The organism is Clostridium sp., assembly GCF_018372875.1.
In the GTDB taxonomy this organism is placed as follows: Bacteria; Bacillota; Clostridia; order Clostridiales; family Clostridiaceae; genus Clostridium.
Genome location: NZ_JAHAIF010000025.1, coordinates 19307 through 33853 on the forward strand (window position 1 = coordinate 19307; position 14547 = coordinate 33853).

16 protein-coding genes are annotated in these 14547 nt (G+C 30.4%); 14 read left to right on the forward strand and 2 right to left on the reverse strand.

The features are described from left to right. Positions 1–4: 4 nt before the first annotated feature. The 4 genes from KIB46_RS09545 to KIB46_RS09560 all read left to right on the forward strand — a co-directional run bounded on the left by KIB46_RS09545 (position 5) and on the right by KIB46_RS09560 (position 2682). Positions 5–985: a complex I subunit 1 family protein gene (locus tag KIB46_RS09545; protein ID WP_291671546.1), complete on the forward strand. Its 981-nt coding sequence runs from the start codon at positions 5–7 to the stop codon at positions 983–985. A 14-nt stretch (positions 986–999) separates the two neighbouring features. Beyond that, positions 1000–1437, forward strand: a complete 438-nt coding sequence (gene nuoB, locus KIB46_RS09550; protein WP_080351778.1) for an NADH-quinone oxidoreductase subunit NuoB — start codon at positions 1000–1002, stop codon at positions 1435–1437. Further along, positions 1437–1883 (forward strand): 4Fe-4S binding protein, encoded by a 447-nt coding sequence (locus tag KIB46_RS09555; RefSeq protein ID WP_291671547.1) that lies wholly within the window; start codon positions 1437–1439, stop codon positions 1881–1883. The genes nuoB and KIB46_RS09555 overlap by 1 nt, the downstream gene beginning before the upstream one ends. Positions 1884–2160: 277 nt before the next feature. Beyond that, complete coding sequence (locus KIB46_RS09560) at positions 2161–2682, forward strand: GNAT family protein (protein WP_291671548.1); 522 nt, start codon at positions 2161–2163, stop codon at positions 2680–2682. On the opposite strand, the gene KIB46_RS09565 is transcribed toward KIB46_RS09560, so the two are convergent. Continuing rightward, on the reverse strand, positions 2679–2834 hold the full coding sequence (locus KIB46_RS09565) for a hypothetical protein (protein ID WP_291671549.1): 156 nt from the start codon (positions 2832–2834) through the stop codon (positions 2679–2681). The two genes, KIB46_RS09560 and KIB46_RS09565, sit on opposite strands and share 4 nt — an antisense overlap. Before the next feature lie 205 nt (positions 2835–3039). On the opposite strand from KIB46_RS09565, the gene KIB46_RS09570 reads away from it, so the two are divergent. The 7 genes from KIB46_RS09570 (at position 3040) to sigF (ending at position 11051) form a co-directional block, all read left to right on the forward strand. After that, complete coding sequence (locus tag KIB46_RS09570) at positions 3040–3990, forward strand: DUF4003 family protein (protein ID WP_156563292.1); 951 nt, start codon at positions 3040–3042, stop codon at positions 3988–3990. 9 nt (positions 3991–3999) lie between these two features. Next, positions 4000–5046: a DNA polymerase IV gene (locus KIB46_RS09575; RefSeq protein WP_291671550.1), complete on the forward strand. Its 1047-nt coding sequence runs from the start codon at positions 4000–4002 to the stop codon at positions 5044–5046. A 539-nt stretch (positions 5047–5585) separates the two neighbouring features. Next, on the forward strand, positions 5586–6752 hold the full coding sequence (trpB, locus tag KIB46_RS09580; RefSeq protein ID WP_291671551.1) for a tryptophan synthase subunit beta: 1167 nt from the start codon (positions 5586–5588) through the stop codon (positions 6750–6752). Positions 6753–6884: 132 nt separating this feature from the next. Beyond that, positions 6885–9185 (forward strand): AAA family ATPase, encoded by a 2301-nt coding sequence (locus KIB46_RS09585; protein WP_291671552.1) that lies wholly within the window; start codon positions 6885–6887, stop codon positions 9183–9185. A 318-nt stretch (positions 9186–9503) separates the two neighbouring features. Beyond that, the gene (gene spoIIAA / locus KIB46_RS09590; RefSeq protein WP_156563288.1) at positions 9504–9839 is read left to right on the forward strand and encodes an anti-sigma F factor antagonist; all 336 of its coding nucleotides are present in this window, start codon (positions 9504–9506) and stop codon (positions 9837–9839) included. Positions 9840–9852: 13 nt separating this feature from the next. Beyond that, positions 9853–10284: an anti-sigma F factor gene (gene spoIIAB, locus KIB46_RS09595; protein WP_027099554.1), complete on the forward strand. Its 432-nt coding sequence runs from the start codon at positions 9853–9855 to the stop codon at positions 10282–10284. An 11-nt stretch (positions 10285–10295) separates the two neighbouring features. Next, a complete protein-coding gene (sigF, locus tag KIB46_RS09600; protein WP_027099555.1) occupies positions 10296–11051 on the forward strand; it encodes an RNA polymerase sporulation sigma factor SigF in 756 nt (251 codons plus the stop codon). Between the two features lie 196 nt (positions 11052–11247). Here the strand turns inward: sigF and KIB46_RS09605 are convergent, their stop codons facing one another. Next, entirely contained in the window at positions 11248–12402 is a 1155-nt protein-coding gene (locus KIB46_RS09605; RefSeq protein ID WP_291671553.1) for a 3D domain-containing protein, read from the reverse strand. Positions 12403–12593: 191 nt separating this feature from the next. On the opposite strand from KIB46_RS09605, the gene spoVAC reads away from it, so the two are divergent. Genes spoVAC through spoVAE form a run of 3 tightly spaced genes read left to right on the forward strand, consistent with a single transcriptional unit; the run spans position 12594 to position 14458 of the window. Beyond that, positions 12594–13046 carry a stage V sporulation protein AC gene (gene spoVAC / locus KIB46_RS09610; RefSeq protein ID WP_156563287.1) on the forward strand — a complete coding sequence of 151 codons (453 nt, stop codon included), beginning with the start codon at positions 12594–12596 and terminating at the stop codon, positions 13044–13046. 15 nt (positions 13047–13061) lie between these two features. Further along, positions 13062–14087, forward strand: coding sequence for a stage V sporulation protein AD (spoVAD, locus tag KIB46_RS09615; protein ID WP_156563286.1), 1026 nt, complete (start codon positions 13062–13064; stop codon positions 14085–14087). 14 nt (positions 14088–14101) lie between these two features. Next, positions 14102–14458: a stage V sporulation protein AE gene (gene spoVAE, locus KIB46_RS09620; protein WP_291671554.1), complete on the forward strand. Its 357-nt coding sequence runs from the start codon at positions 14102–14104 to the stop codon at positions 14456–14458. Positions 14459–14547: the final 89 nt, after the last annotated feature.

Genomic DNA, 14547 nt, shown 5'->3' on the forward strand with positions numbered 1-14547 from the left:
AGATATGGAAATAGTTAAATTTATATTTCATGTATTAATTTTTCCAGGAGGATTATTTGCAATAGCTATGGCATTACTTATGTCTGGAATAGATAGAAAGCTTGTTGCTAAAATGCAATTAAGACAAGGACCTCCACTACTTCAACCATTTTATGATTTTATAAAGCTATTAGGTAAGGATGTAATAGTTCCAAGAAATGCACTTAGAAAAGCCTTTCTTTTGGCTCCTATAGTTGGACTAACTAGTGTGTTAATAATACCTATATTTATTCCTATGTACCAAGAGGCTTTTATAAATAGTACAGCTGATATCATAGTTATAATATATCTTTTAACAATACCAGCAGTAATGTTAGTAGTAGGAGGAAGTTCTTCATCTTCTCCATTAGCTGGGATAGGAGCTTCAAGAGAAGTTGTAACAATGCTTGCTTATGAATTGCCTATGGTTATGTCTATACTTGCCGTTTGTAAAAAAGCAGGAGCATTTATGGGAACTAACGTAAGTTTTTCACTATTAGGTATACAAGGATTTCAGGTAGCTGATGGAATGGGATTATTTCATATAACATTAATACCAGCAGCCATAGCTTTTTTAATGGTTATTCCAGCAGAAGTAGGTGTTGTACCATTTGATATGGCTGAGGCTGAAACAGAAATTTGTGAAGGACCTTTAGTAGAGTATAGTGGATTATACTTAGCTTTATATAAACTAACAAGCCAGATTAAGGCATTTATTATGTCAGGATTATTTGTAGCACTATTCTTAGGTGGAAAAGGTATAGGAGTCACTGGAAATGCTACTTTAAATATAATACTGAATATAATACTATTCTTGATTTTAACACTTGTTGTTATGTTTATATCTATAACTTTAGTTAGAGCTATAGCTGGAAGATTTAAAATAAATCAAGGGTTAAAGTTCTTTTGGACAGTACCAGCTGTTTTATCTTTAATAAGCTTCTTGGCTATTACATTAGCTATGTGATTGGAGGGATTTAAATGGGGTTAATGAGTTTAAGTAAAGAGAAGTCTCCTTGGATATATCATTTAAACACAGGTTCATGTAATGGGTGTGATATAGAGTTAGTAGCACTTTTAGGGCCAAGATATGATGTGGAAAGGTTTGGAGTAAAGCTTACAGGAAGTCCAAAGCATGCAGATATCGTTATAGTAACAGGACCAGTTACAACACAGTCTAGAGAAAGAATGCTAAGAGTTTTATCACAGGTTCCAGAGCCTAAGGTGGTTATGTCTATAGGATCTTGTCCAATGTCTTGCAATGTATTTAAGGGAAGTTACTCAGTAGATGGTCCTTTAGATAAATGGACAAAAGTTGATGTAGCTGTAGGTGGGTGTGCACCAAAGCCAGAAGCAATTATTCAGGGGTTAGTTGAAGCTGTTAAGATATTAAAAGATAAAAGAGGAGGGGATAAATAATGATACCTTATTTAAAGGAGGCAATAGGAAATTTATTTAAACCTTCAGTAACATCTAAGTTTCCAGAGAAACCTGTAGAAACTCCTAAGAATTATAGAGGAAGAATAAGTTTTAATGCAGACCAGTGTATTGGATGTGGAATGTGTATAAGAGTTTGCTCACCAGGTGCCATAACTAAAACTCAAAAGCCAGTGGAAGGTGGACAAGAAATAACAATGGAGTTTGATTTAAGCTCCTGTACTTTTTGTGGTATGTGTAGTGATTTTTGTCCTAAAAAGACAATTACACTTACTGGAGATTCTCAAATGGTAGAATTAGATAAGAATAATTTTAAAGTTAGCGGCTCTTTTATTAAGAAAGCTCCACCGAAACCAACACCAGAGCAATTAAAGAAAATAGCAGAAGCTAAAAAAGCAGCTGCAGAAAAGAAAGCTTTAGAAAATTAAGTTTATAAGGTAAAGAAGGTGGAGGAATATTTATTTTACTTGTTAGAAGAGTGCTATTTTGGCACTCTTCTTTTTGGAATTAAATGTAATTAAGTTGAATTAAATGTTAATAAAAGTAATTTAATAACATCATATAGTAAAAGGTACATAAATACACCAAAAGAGAGATAAAATGAGATAAACCTCCGTGGATATGATTTGAATAAGATACAAAATTTTACTAAAGATTAAATTGTAAGTATAATCCTATATGATTATGAAATCATGGAGGGATAAAATGATATATAAGGATATAAATCTTCAGCAGGAGGTTTATAGACAAGATGTATACAAATTAATGGATTGGTTAAGAGATGAGGAAGTAAGTCGTTATTTAAATGAAGAAAAGGGAATAATAAATTCATTAGATTATTTACTAAGAGCTTCAACACTTCCTATACTAACACCATATTTTAATCAAGGAGGACCTTTCTATATAATAGAATATAAGAAAGATTCTGTAGGATATCTTAAATTGGTTCCAAAAGGTAAGATAGTAGAAATAGTTATAGCTATAGGAAATAGAGAAAAGTGGGGACAAGGAATAGGAAGCATTGCTTTAAAGAAAGGTATTTCAGAAGCTTTTTTAAGTTATAGAGCAAATGAGATAGTAGCAAAAATTCATCATAATAACATTAGGTCAAAAAAAATATTTAGAAAAGCTGGATTTACAATTGAAGATACATTAGAAGTTGAAAATTTGTATTCTTTAACATTTGATGATTATATAAGTGGATATAGTAAAGAGAGGATTAGTTAAAATCCTCTCTTTTTTGCTTCAGCTCCACTTTCATTTAGTCCTGGTTTTTCTACAGTAGTATTAAAGCTACTTTTTCCATATTGACCTTGAGATTTAACTCCATTTCTTAAATAATTTTTTTTATCATAATCTCTGTTATTGTTATTATTCAAAATAATCACCTCTTAATCTTATTCTGTATTAGTATGTGAAGAAAAAGTTTTTTTAAACAAAAGTATATATGTCATTAAGTTGAAATATTTAGTAGTTATAATAAATATAAAGGAAATTAAGATTTTCTTATAAATTTAACTAGATAAATATAGTATAATAGTAGTGGGTTAATATGAAATTTAACTTATAAAGAGAGGAAATGCTATGAAAGAATCACTTATAGAGTTATGTAATAGAGTAATAGATAATTATAAGAAATCAAAAGAAGATTTTAGATATGATGGTGAATATATAAATCATTTTGCATCATTAGTTTATGGAAATAGAAATCAGGAAGTACCTACAAAAAGAATAAAAGAGATAAGATCATTTATAAAAAATAATACATCAAGAATGTCTTATTTTAGAGGAGATATTCTATATATATTATCATTTTTAATAGCTAATGAAGAAAATTGGAAAAACATTACTGAAAAAATAATTTTAATATATGAAGAATTGATAGAAAAAGGATTTAAAGAAAGTCATTATTTGGTGTTAACATCTTATGCAATAGTAAAGTATTCTAAAGGAAAAGACGTTAACTATATAATTAATAAAACACATTATATATATGAGGACATGAAGCAAAAATATGATAACGTTACCAATGAAGAGGATCACCTTCAATGTGCCTTATTAGCATTAAATGATATTAATACTGGTGAGTTATATTTGAAAATGAAAGGCGTATTTGAATTAATTTCAGACTTCGATATGTTTTCAAGAAATAGTGTACAAGGACTTGCCATGACAGTTTTATTAAATAAAAAAGTAGAAGATTTGAATATTATATATAACTTATTGAAAGAATTTGAAAATAGGGATATAAAAATTAGTCATCAATTTTTATCTATAATAGGTATGATTAATGTAGAAGATGGCGTTCAAAGATATGTGGACAAAGTAGAAATGGTTATAGATTATTTATGTGAGGTAGAATCACAGTATGAGTTTTATATGGATAGAAGCTTTAGAGCCTTTATAGCTATTATGCTTATAGAATTCTCAAAAGAAGTAGAAGAGGGGAGATATCTAGAGGAACTATTATCTATGGGAGTATATTCTTTTTTAGTAAGTAAAAATCAAGGAGTATTCTCGGAGGTATTAGCCTAAGTTTAACTTATGGATAGAATAATTTTGCATGTTGATATGGATGCATTCTTTGCATCTGTAGAACAATTAGATAACCCAAGCCTAAGAGGAAAGCCTGTAATTGTAGGAGGAGTAAGTGAGAGAGGTGTAGTTTCTACATGCTCTTATGAGGCAAGAAAATATGGTGTACATTCAGCTATGCCTGGATTTATGGCTAGAAGCAAATGTCCAATGGGGATATTTTTACCCGTAAGATATGGCAGATATAAAGAGATTTCTAATAAAATTTTTGATATTTTTAAAGAAATAACACCAGTTATAGAACCTTTATCTATAGATGAGGCTTTTCTGGATATAACAGATACTGATTTTAAGGATGGAAAAAGAGTAGCGTTATACATAAAGGATAGGGTAAAAAAGGAAATAGGATTAAATCTGTCTATAGGTATTTCATATAACAAATTTTTAGCAAAGCTTGCATCTGATTGGAATAAACCAAACGGAATTATGGAAATAAGGAAAGATATGATTCCAGATATTTTACTACCTTTATCTATTTCTAAAATACATGGCTTAGGAAAAAAATCAGTTGGAAAACTAAATAATATGGGGATATTTACTGTTCAGGATTTATATTTACTTCCTAGAGAGTTTTTCCATAGCTATTTAGGAAAGTCAGGTATAGAAATTTATAATAGAATTAGAGGGTTAGATGACAGGGAAGTAAAAGTAACTAGGGAAAGAAAATCTGTAGGAAAAGAAAGAACTTTAAAGTTTAACACATCAGATAAAGATGAGTTATTAGTTTACTTAAAAGACTTTTCAGAAGAAGTTAGTAGAATATTAGCTAGTAAAAATATGATGGGAAAGACTATAACTTTAAAATATAAAACTGGAGAATTTGAAAATCATACAAGAAGTAAAACTTTAAATAAATATATTTATAAAAGTGAAGATATTTATTCTGTATGTAGAGAACTTTTGGAGCTAGAAGATTTAAAAGATGAGCTAAGATTAATAGGGGTAAGTATATCTTCATTTAGAGAGACAGAAATAGAGCAATTATCATTATTTTAAAAAGTAGTTGCAAAATTTTTGTTAAATTAATATAATAATAGAAAATAAAGTAAAAATCAGCAACCGAAGAAAGTACTTATAGGTAAATGGTTAAGCGAGCCGTCGTTTGGTGAAAGGTACGGAGCAGGAGCTTTTAAGGAATGGGCTTTGGTAGATGCGATGTGAAATTATTTTATAAGAGTAGCTTAGCCGTTTTCAAACGTTACATTGATAGGATATAAAATATTAAGTTGTATCTAAAAAGAGGGAAACAATAAAATTGTTTCTAAATATGGGTGGCACCACGAGTCTATCGTCCCAACAGGATGATAGGCTCTTTTTAACGTCTAGGAAAAGTATAAAGAATTCTTAGTAGCAAATCTTTATGGATACAGGGTTTCAGTGGTGAGAATATGTTAAGACGTTAAAAATTATAGTGCCACCGCAGAACGCCAAAAGCAAGTTTTGGAACCTGTGGTATGGCTGAAAAAAATCGACGGCTCCACAGTCGCCTTGGCGATTTTTTTATTATATGCAATAAATTTGGGGAGGAAAGAAAAATGGAAAAATACTATGGAAAGTATGGCGGACAATATGTCCCAGAAAATGCATTGAAGGCATTAGATTCTTTAGAGGAGGCATTTATAAAATATAAGGATGATCCTAATTTTAAGGAAGAATACAATTATTATTTAAAACAATATGTTGGTAGAGAAAATCCTTTATATTTTGCACAAAGGCTTACAGATTATGTTGGGGGCTGTAAAATTTATTTAAAAAGAGAAGATTTAAACCATACAGGGGCTCATAAAATAAATAATGTTTTGGGGCAAATGTTATTAGCAAAAAGAATGGGAAAGAAAAAAGTAATAGCTGAAACTGGGGCAGGTCAGCATGGTGTTGCAACAGCTACAGTTGCAGCATTAATGGGTATGGATTGTACTATTTACATGGGTGAAGAGGATATGAGAAGACAAGCTCTTAATGTATTTAGAATGGAGCTTTTAGGAGCAAAAGTAGTAGCTGCTACAAAAGGCACAAGAACTTTAAAGGAAGCTGTTGATTTAGCAATAGAGGAATGGGTTAAAGATGTAGATAATACATTTTATGTTTTAGGATCAGCTGTTGGGCCACATCCATATCCAGCAATGGTAAAAGAATTTCAAAAGATTATAAGTATTGAAGCTAAAAGGCAAGGACTTGATGCAGAAGGAAAGTTACCAGTAGCTGTTATAGCTTGTGTTGGTGGAGGAAGTAATGCAATAGGAGCTTTTGCAGAGTTTATAGAAGAAGAAAATGTAGAGTTAATAGGAGTTGAAGCAGCTGGTAAAGGCGTAGATACTGATTTAAGTGCAGCAACTATGAGAAATGGAAAAGATGCAGTAGTACATGGAATGAAAACAAAATGTATAGTTGACGAAAAAGGTGAAGCAAGAGAAGTATATTCTATATCTGCAGGGCTAGATTACCCAGGGGTAGGGCCAGAGCATGCATATCTTAAAGATATTGGAAGAGCAAAATATGTACCATGTACAGATGAAGAAGCTTTAGAAGTATTTAAAATACTATCAAGACTTGAGGGAATCATACCTGCAATTGAAAGTTCACATGCAGTATCATATGCTTTAAAGTATGCTAATAATAAAAATAAAGAGGATTATATAATAGTTAATTTATCAGGAAGAGGAGATAAAGACGTTCAAGAATTGATGAGTAAAATAAAATGATATAAAAATATTTGATAAATTGATATCTAAATTACCTCATTAAGAATACTAATATAGTAGACTACTAAATAAAGGAGGGAACTACTTGAGTAATACTGTAGAATATAGCAGTTTCTAAAGTGGGCAATTAAAATGAAGAGAGAGTTAACTCCAAATGAGGTACTATTTAAAGTGGACTTAAATGAGGGTGATGATAATAAAATTAGACTCAAGGATATTCCCGAAATAACCTCTGCTTATGAAAAAATAAAGAGAGCTATCAGTATTGATGAAGAAGGTTATAACTTATATATAATAGACTCCTTCTCTAAGGATAAGTTGGAAAATTTAACTAAGTTTATAGAAAAATTGTACAAAAGTGCAGAAGCACCAAAGGATATTTGTTACGTTACTATAAATGATCCTAAGAGACCAGAGCCTATTTTTTTAACTAATGGAAAGGGTGCTAAATTAAAAGAAACTATAGAGAATATTAAGAATAGTTATTATGAGGTGGCTATGGAGTTTTATAATACATCTTCTGAATCAGAAAAAGATAGAATTATAGATGAAGTTCATAGCAAAAGAACAAACTATATTGGTGAATTAATGGAGATGGCTAAAATAGACGGCTTCGATGTTAAGGCCACTAATGGAGGCTTTGCTTTTATTCCTTTAAAAGAAGGAGAAGCAATGACAGAAAAGGAATATGACGAATTATCAGAAGAAGATAAGGATTCTATAGTTTTAAAGGCATCTAATTTAAAGAAAAAGGCAGAAGTTGTTTTGGAGAAACTTAAGGATATAGAGATTACTTCTATGAAGAAGCTAAAAGGTATATATGCTGAATTCATGGATATAGAAATGGAAGATGAAAAAGAAGATTGCTTATTGAATTTCATAGATGATGATGATGCTTATGAATATCTTGAAAAGGTATTTTATAGTATAGAGAAAGAACTAGTTGATTGCTATACTATGAATGTAGAGGATGATGAGTCGGATATTAATGAAGTATTAGATAAGTATGATATATCAGTATTGGTAGATAACACAAATAATAAGAATCCTAGAGTTATTTATGAAGAAGATCCAAATGTGACTAATTTATTTGGAAATATAGAATATGAGAATCATAATGGACTTTACTCAACTGATTTATCTTTAATAAGTCCTGGCTCAATGCTTCAAGCTAACGAAGGATGTATCATAATTAGATTAAATCAATTGGCAATGAATAATTATAGTTATTATTATTTGAAAAAGACCTTAATGTCTGGAAAGGTAAATATAGATTCATCTAGAGGATATCTAGACATTATCTCCATTAATGGAGTTAAACCTAAAGCTGTGCCTGTAAATGTAAAGGTGATTTTAATTGGCGACTATGAGAGCTATGATATTTTATATAATGCAGATGATGATTTTAAATCATTATTTCCAATAAGAGTTGAGTTTTCTAATTATGTGAAGAATCAACCTATAAAAGGAAAAGTTTTAAAAGATTATATTTTGGATAGAGGAAAAAAGTATTATATAAACAAAGTAAGTGATGATGCAATAAAAGAAATAATAAAATATTTATCTAGGGTGGCAGAGTGTAGAGGAAAGATATGTATTGAAGATAAAAATATAGATAGACTTCTTATATTAGCAAATAATATTGTTGAACTAGATGGTAGAGAAATTATATCTGATAAGGACATAAGAAATGTTGCATATGAAAAGTCCTTAATTGAAGATGAGATACTAGAGATGTATGAAGATAGTAAGATAATTTTAACACTAAGTGGCGAGAAAGTTGGAGCTATAAATGGACTTGCTGTATTAAGTTCTGGATATTTTACTTTTGGAAAACCTATGAGACTTACCTGTGTAGCATGTAAAGGTGAAGGTAAGATATTAGATATTCAAAAGGAAAGTAACATGTCAGGAAGTATCCATGAAAAATCTATAAATATCTTAAGTGGATTGCTAAGTAATTTAATAATTCCTTATGAAAAGTTGCCTGTAGATTTTCATTTAAGCTTTGAGCAAACCTATGGACAAATAGATGGCGATAGTGCCTCAGTTGCAGAAATACTTTGTATACTTTCATCGTTAAGTAAGGTTGGAATAAAGCAAAATATTGCAGTTACAGGGTCTATAAATCAATTTGGAGAGGTTCAAGCTATAGGTGGAGTAAATGAAAAGATAGAGGGATTCTACAAGGTTTGCAAACTATTAGATAATACCAAAGATAAGGGGGTATTAATTCCTGCAGCTAATAGTGAGGATTTAGTTCTTAACAAGGAAGTTGAAGAAGCTATAGAAAAAGGTGAGTTCCATATTTATACAATGGAGAATTTACAGGATGCTATAGAAGTTATGATGTTAGACAATAAAACATCATATAAGGATTTATTTAAGATAATAGAAAAAGAAGTTGAGAAGTATAAGGGGAAATCTAAATAGAAACATTTAAAGGGATTGTATTAAAAATGTTCTTTGTTTTTGATACAATCCTTTTTAATAAGAAATGTTAGTATATATATATATGTTAAATAATAAATGTGACAATAGAAATAGAGAAAGTCGAAACATCTGTAGGGATATAATGGTATAACAATGTGAAAAATAAAGATTTTATTATTAAAATATATTATATTACAGAAAATAGGAATAAAATTACATGTAAACATTGACTTAACATAATTATATATGCTAAAATATGGAAAAAGGGCCTGAGGAGGAGGTGAAGTACTCTAAGGAAATCTTTAGAGTAAATTATATATGTATCTAAAGTTTGAAAAAAGTAATAATACGCTAATAGCAAGCTTAATTGGAGAATTAGATCATCATAGTGCAGAAGAAGTAAGAGCAAAGATAGATGATAGAATAGAAAGAGAAAATGCTCAAAGATTAATTTTAAACTTTGGTGGAGTAACATTCATGGATAGTTCCGGTATAGGAGTAGTTGTTGGAAGATTTAAAAAGATGACGTCTAGAGGTGGTGCTCTGTGCGTTGTTGATGTAAGTAGAGGAGTTAACAGAGTATTTGAATTGTCTGGGTTATTTAAAATTATCAATCACTATAGAGATGTTGATGAAGCATTGAAGTGCATTTGATGGAGGGGTTTTCATGTATGATAATAAAATAAAAATTGAATTTGAAAGTAAGTCCCAAAATGAGGGCTTTGCAAGAGTAGCAATAGCAGCATTTGTTTCTCAACTAGATCCAACAATAGAAGAAATTACAGATGTAAAAACAGCAGTATCAGAAGCTGTTACAAACTCTATAATTCATGGATATGAAAATAAAAAGGATGGAATAGTTGTTATAGAAGCAATGTTGTCAGGTAATGACATAACTATAATTATTTCAGATAATGGTAAAGGAATTAAGGATGTAAGTCAAGCTAGAGAACCATTATTTACATCTAGACCAGATTTGGAAAGATCAGGGATGGGTTTCACCGTAATGGAAACATTTATGGATAGCCTTCAAGTTGAAAGTCAAGAAGGAAGAGGTACAAGGGTGGTATTAAAGAAGAAATTTGATTCAGTAAGTTAGGTGAAAAAAAGATGGAGAAAGGGAATTTTAAACGAGAGGAATACAATTATGATGATAACTCTCAGCTACTTCCATTAGCTAAGGCTGGAGATGAAGTAGCTATGAATAGACTTATAGAAATGAACCTTCCGCTTGTATCTTCATTAAGTAAAAAGTTTTTAAATAGAGGATATGATTATGAAGATATATTTCAAATTGGCTCTATAGGGTTAGTCAAAGCAATAAAAAACTTTGATGCATCATTTAATGTGAAATTTTCTACTTATGCAGTTCCAATGATTGTAGGAGAAATTAAAAGATTTCTAAGAGATGACGGGATGATAAAAGTAAGTAGAAATATTAAAAGTCTTGCAAGAAAGATTCATTTCGATAAGGAAGAATTAACAAAACAGCTAGACAGAGAACCAACAATTGAGGAATTATCTGAGTATTCAGGTATAGAAAAAGAAGATTTAGTTTTTGCTGTTGAATCAGCATCTAGTTTACAATACTTATATGATACGATACACCAAGATGATGGAGCACCTGTATTGCTTATAGATAAGTTAAGTGAAAAAGGTGTGGAAGATAACGATATGATTGATAAAATTGCACTTAAGGAAGCATTAAGGTCTCTAGATGAGAAGTCTAGACAAATAATTATGCTTAGATATTTTAAAGATAAAACTCAAGTGCAAGTAGCAAAAATGCTAGGAATAAGCCAAGTTCAGGTATCTAGAATTGAAAAGAAAGTTTTAAATGTAATGAGAGATAAGTTACAGGATTAAAAAAGGTTGTTGCTAAAAGCGACAACCTTTTTTTACTGTCTAGACAAGTTATAAAAATTGTATTAGCTATAAATCAAAGGTATTATTACATTTTCATATTAAAAAATATAAAATAAAGGATAGTAATTTTATATTTTCCTTACCTTTAGTACGGGTGGGGTGGATATTTGTTTTGATGTGACTCCGCTACAACTTTTTACCACTCTCCTGGATAAGCAATTACATGAACGGTAACCTTTCTTCTTCCAAAGGCATAACATTCTTCTCTTGTATTCATAAACAAGTCTATTTTCATTTGTTTAATTGCTCCACCAGTATCTGCTGCTATAGCATAGCCATACCCAGGAATATATAATTTACTACCTAAGGGAATAACAGTCTTATCTACAGCTACTGTACTTAGTCCATTAGGGTCTCTAACAGGTTTTGTACCCATAGCAGTAATTCCGTGACCATAATAAGCAGTTGCTTCCATTTCATAAGTTGCTTTATAAGAAGTATTGTTATCATCGTTTGATGAATTAGAATTATTGTTCATTAATGATAATTTATATTGTGCTTCTGATATAGCGGAATTTATTTTTGATTTTACAGAAGCGGTAGATATCTGTGGTAATAATCCTTTTAAATTAACAATTGCGTCATTAAGTTGGCTATAAGTAGGATTATCTGAATAAACTACAGATAATTGATGAGAGATTAACTTTTCTTCATTTTCTTTTATCTTATTAGCAATCTTCTCTTTTTCATTTAATAAGTCTGCCCTTTTTTTATCAACTTCAGATTTCTTTTCGTTAGTTAAAGAAAGTTTTTTATTAATATCTTCATTTATAGCTTGAAGATTTTCTTGTTTATGCTTAATAGATTCTGAAGATTTTTCAAGTTCTGACATTTTTGTTTTATTATCTTCTATAAGTTTTTTATCCATTTTAATTATAGATTGATAGGCGTAAAGCCTGTCTGACATTTCAGAAAAACTATTAGATTCTAGTAATGATAGTAAAACTGTAATATTCGCAGTACTACCGTTCTTATACATTTCTCTTATTCTATGAGAAAGAATCTCCTCATTTTCTGATATTTCTATTTTTAAACTCTCTATTTTATTTTCGATAGTTTGTATTTCTTTTTTTGTTTTTTGTATTTCAAGTTCGTTATTCTTTATATCTTTTTCAATGCTATATATTTCATCATTTAGTTTTGAAATTTCATTATCTATATCTTTTAGAGAGGATGAAATTTCATTAAAATCACTTCTGTTTTGATCTAATTCTTTTGTAGCAAAAGCTCTTGAGGATATATTAAATACAAAAAATATACTCAAAAATAAAGTGAAGACTTTTTTCTTCATAACTACCTCCTTTAAAATTTAGATTTTCAATATTAAAGCAAATAAGCTTATTCTATTATTTTTATGATAACATATTCACAAAAAAAGGACAAAGGTTAGTAATAGTGGTTATTTTACCATAAACTTTCTGATTTAGAATGGATTTTTTACAAATACTATGAGTAGCAATTCTAAAAGGAGTGTGACAATTTATGGTGAGAGAAAGAAGTATTATTCAAAGGTTTCAGACCTTAGAGAAGGAAGTAGAACCTAAACCACAGATAGTAAAAAATTGTATAAGAGCATTTTTAGTTGGAGGATTAATATGTGATTTAGGTCAAATTATAATGACTGTTTTAAAGAATTATGATTTTTCAAAGGATGAGATAGGAGCTATAACATCAATTTGTATGGTTTTCTTAGGAGCATTACTTACAGGTGTTGGAATATACGATAAAATTGCAGCTTATGCTGGTGCGGGAACAGTAGTGCCTATAACTGGATTTTCTAATGCTATAGTAGCACCGGCCATTGAATTCAAAAAGGAAGGTTTTGTTTTTGGAGTTGCTGCAAAAATGTTTACCATTGCTGGACCAGTTTTGGTTTATGGAATTGGATCATCAGTTATTGTAGGAATTGTTTATTATATAATTACTAAACTTTAAAGAGGAGGTATTGAAATGGGCATGCAATCAATTAAAAGAAGAGGGACACAAACTATAGAGTTATCTCATCCTCCTAAAATAATTTCAACTTATTCTGTGGTAGGTCCTAAGGAAGGGCAAGGACCATTAAAGACATACTTTGATGAAGTATTAAATGATGATACATGTGGAAAAGATAGTTATGAAAAAGCAGAAAGCGATATGATGTTTAATGCAATAAAAGAATCTATAAAAAGGGCAGGATTACAACAGAGTGATATAAATTATTTATTTGCAGGAGATTTATTAAATCAAATAATATCATCAAGCTTTGCCGCAAGAGAATTTGAAATACCTTTCTTTGGCCTTTATGGAGCCTGTTCAACAATGTCAGAATCTTTAAGTTTGGCATCATTAATTATGGATGGAGGCTTTGCAGATTACGTTGTAGCAGCAACATCTTCACATTTTAGTGCAGCTGAAAGACAATTTAGATTTCCTTTAGAGTATGGAGCTCAAAGATCTCAAACAGCTCAATGGACTGTAACAGGTGCAGGAGCTATGGTTTTAGGAAAAGAAGGAGATTTTCCAGAGGTAAGATATGTTACAACAGGTCTTGTAAAAGATTATGGTGTTATGGATGCTAACAATATGGGAGCAGCAATGACACCAGCAGCAGTAGATACAATTTATAAACACTTTAAAGATACGGGGAAAACACCCAAGGATTATGATATCATTGCAACTGGTGACCTTGGCAGAGTAGGAAAACAAATGACTGATAAGCTTTTGTTAGAATATGGATATGATATGAGAGATAACCATATTGATTGTGGAGATATTATATTTAATAGTGAAGCACAAAATACTGATGCAGGTGGAAGTGGATGTGGATGTTCTGCTGTAGTTGCTTCAGGATACTTATATAAGAAATTAATGAGAAAAGAAATAAAGAGTGTTTTATTAGTATCAACAGGAGCGTTAATGAGTACAACTTCTTCTCTTCAAGGAGAGAGTATTCCAGGAATTGCTCATGCTGTTGCTATTGAAATGAATCAATAAGGAGATGGTTTTCTTTGGAATTTATTAAGGCGTTTGTTGTTGGAGGATTAATATGTGTTGTAGCTCAGATATTAATGGACACTACCAAGCTTACTCCAGCTAGAATTTTAGTTATATTTGTAACTTTAGGTACTATACTTGGTGCCTTTGGAATATATGATAAGATAGTTGATTTTGGGGGAGCAGGGGCAACTATTCCATTACCTGGGTTTGGAAATACCTTAGCAAAGTCTGCTATGAAAGCAGTAGATGAATCAGGATTATTAGGAGCGTTTATTGGAGGCATAACAGGCACTGCAGGAGGAATAACAGCTGCAATCTTTTTTGGATATATAATGGCAGTTATATTTAATCCTAAAACTAAAAAGTAAAATGACAAGAGATGAGGAAAAAAGACTATCCTCGTCTTTTATTTATGTGTATAGTTATATTATAGCTTACTAAAGAAATTAATTTTCTA

Excerpts from the sequence above, each read along its gene's own strand:
- KIB46_RS09545 (WP_291671546.1), top strand. The coding sequence starts at position 5 with ATGGAAATAGTTAAATTTATATTTCATGTATTAATTTTTCCAGGAGGA.
- nuoB (WP_080351778.1), top strand. The coding sequence starts at position 1,000 with ATGGGGTTAATGAGTTTAAGTAAAGAGAAGTCTCCTTGGATATATCAT.
- KIB46_RS09555 (WP_291671547.1), top strand. The coding sequence starts at position 1,437 with ATGATACCTTATTTAAAGGAGGCAATAGGAAATTTATTTAAACCTTCA.
- KIB46_RS09560 (WP_291671548.1), top strand. The coding sequence starts at position 2,161 with ATGATATATAAGGATATAAATCTTCAGCAGGAGGTTTATAGACAAGAT.
- KIB46_RS09570 (WP_156563292.1), top strand. The coding sequence starts at position 3,040 with ATGAAAGAATCACTTATAGAGTTATGTAATAGAGTAATAGATAATTAT.
- KIB46_RS09575 (WP_291671550.1), top strand. The coding sequence starts at position 4,000 with ATGGATAGAATAATTTTGCATGTTGATATGGATGCATTCTTTGCATCT.
- trpB (WP_291671551.1), top strand. The coding sequence starts at position 5,586 with ATGGAAAAATACTATGGAAAGTATGGCGGACAATATGTCCCAGAAAAT.
- KIB46_RS09585 (WP_291671552.1), top strand. The coding sequence starts at position 6,885 with ATGAAGAGAGAGTTAACTCCAAATGAGGTACTATTTAAAGTGGACTTA.
- spoIIAA (WP_156563288.1), top strand. The coding sequence starts at position 9,504 with ATGTATCTAAAGTTTGAAAAAAGTAATAATACGCTAATAGCAAGCTTA.
- spoIIAB (WP_027099554.1), top strand. The coding sequence starts at position 9,853 with ATGTATGATAATAAAATAAAAATTGAATTTGAAAGTAAGTCCCAAAAT.
- sigF (WP_027099555.1), top strand. The coding sequence starts at position 10,296 with ATGGAGAAAGGGAATTTTAAACGAGAGGAATACAATTATGATGATAAC.
- KIB46_RS09605 (WP_291671553.1), bottom strand. The coding sequence starts at position 12,402 with ATGAAGAAAAAAGTCTTCACTTTATTTTTGAGTATATTTTTTGTATTT.
- spoVAC (WP_156563287.1), top strand. The coding sequence starts at position 12,594 with ATGGTGAGAGAAAGAAGTATTATTCAAAGGTTTCAGACCTTAGAGAAG.
- spoVAD (WP_156563286.1), top strand. The coding sequence starts at position 13,062 with ATGGGCATGCAATCAATTAAAAGAAGAGGGACACAAACTATAGAGTTA.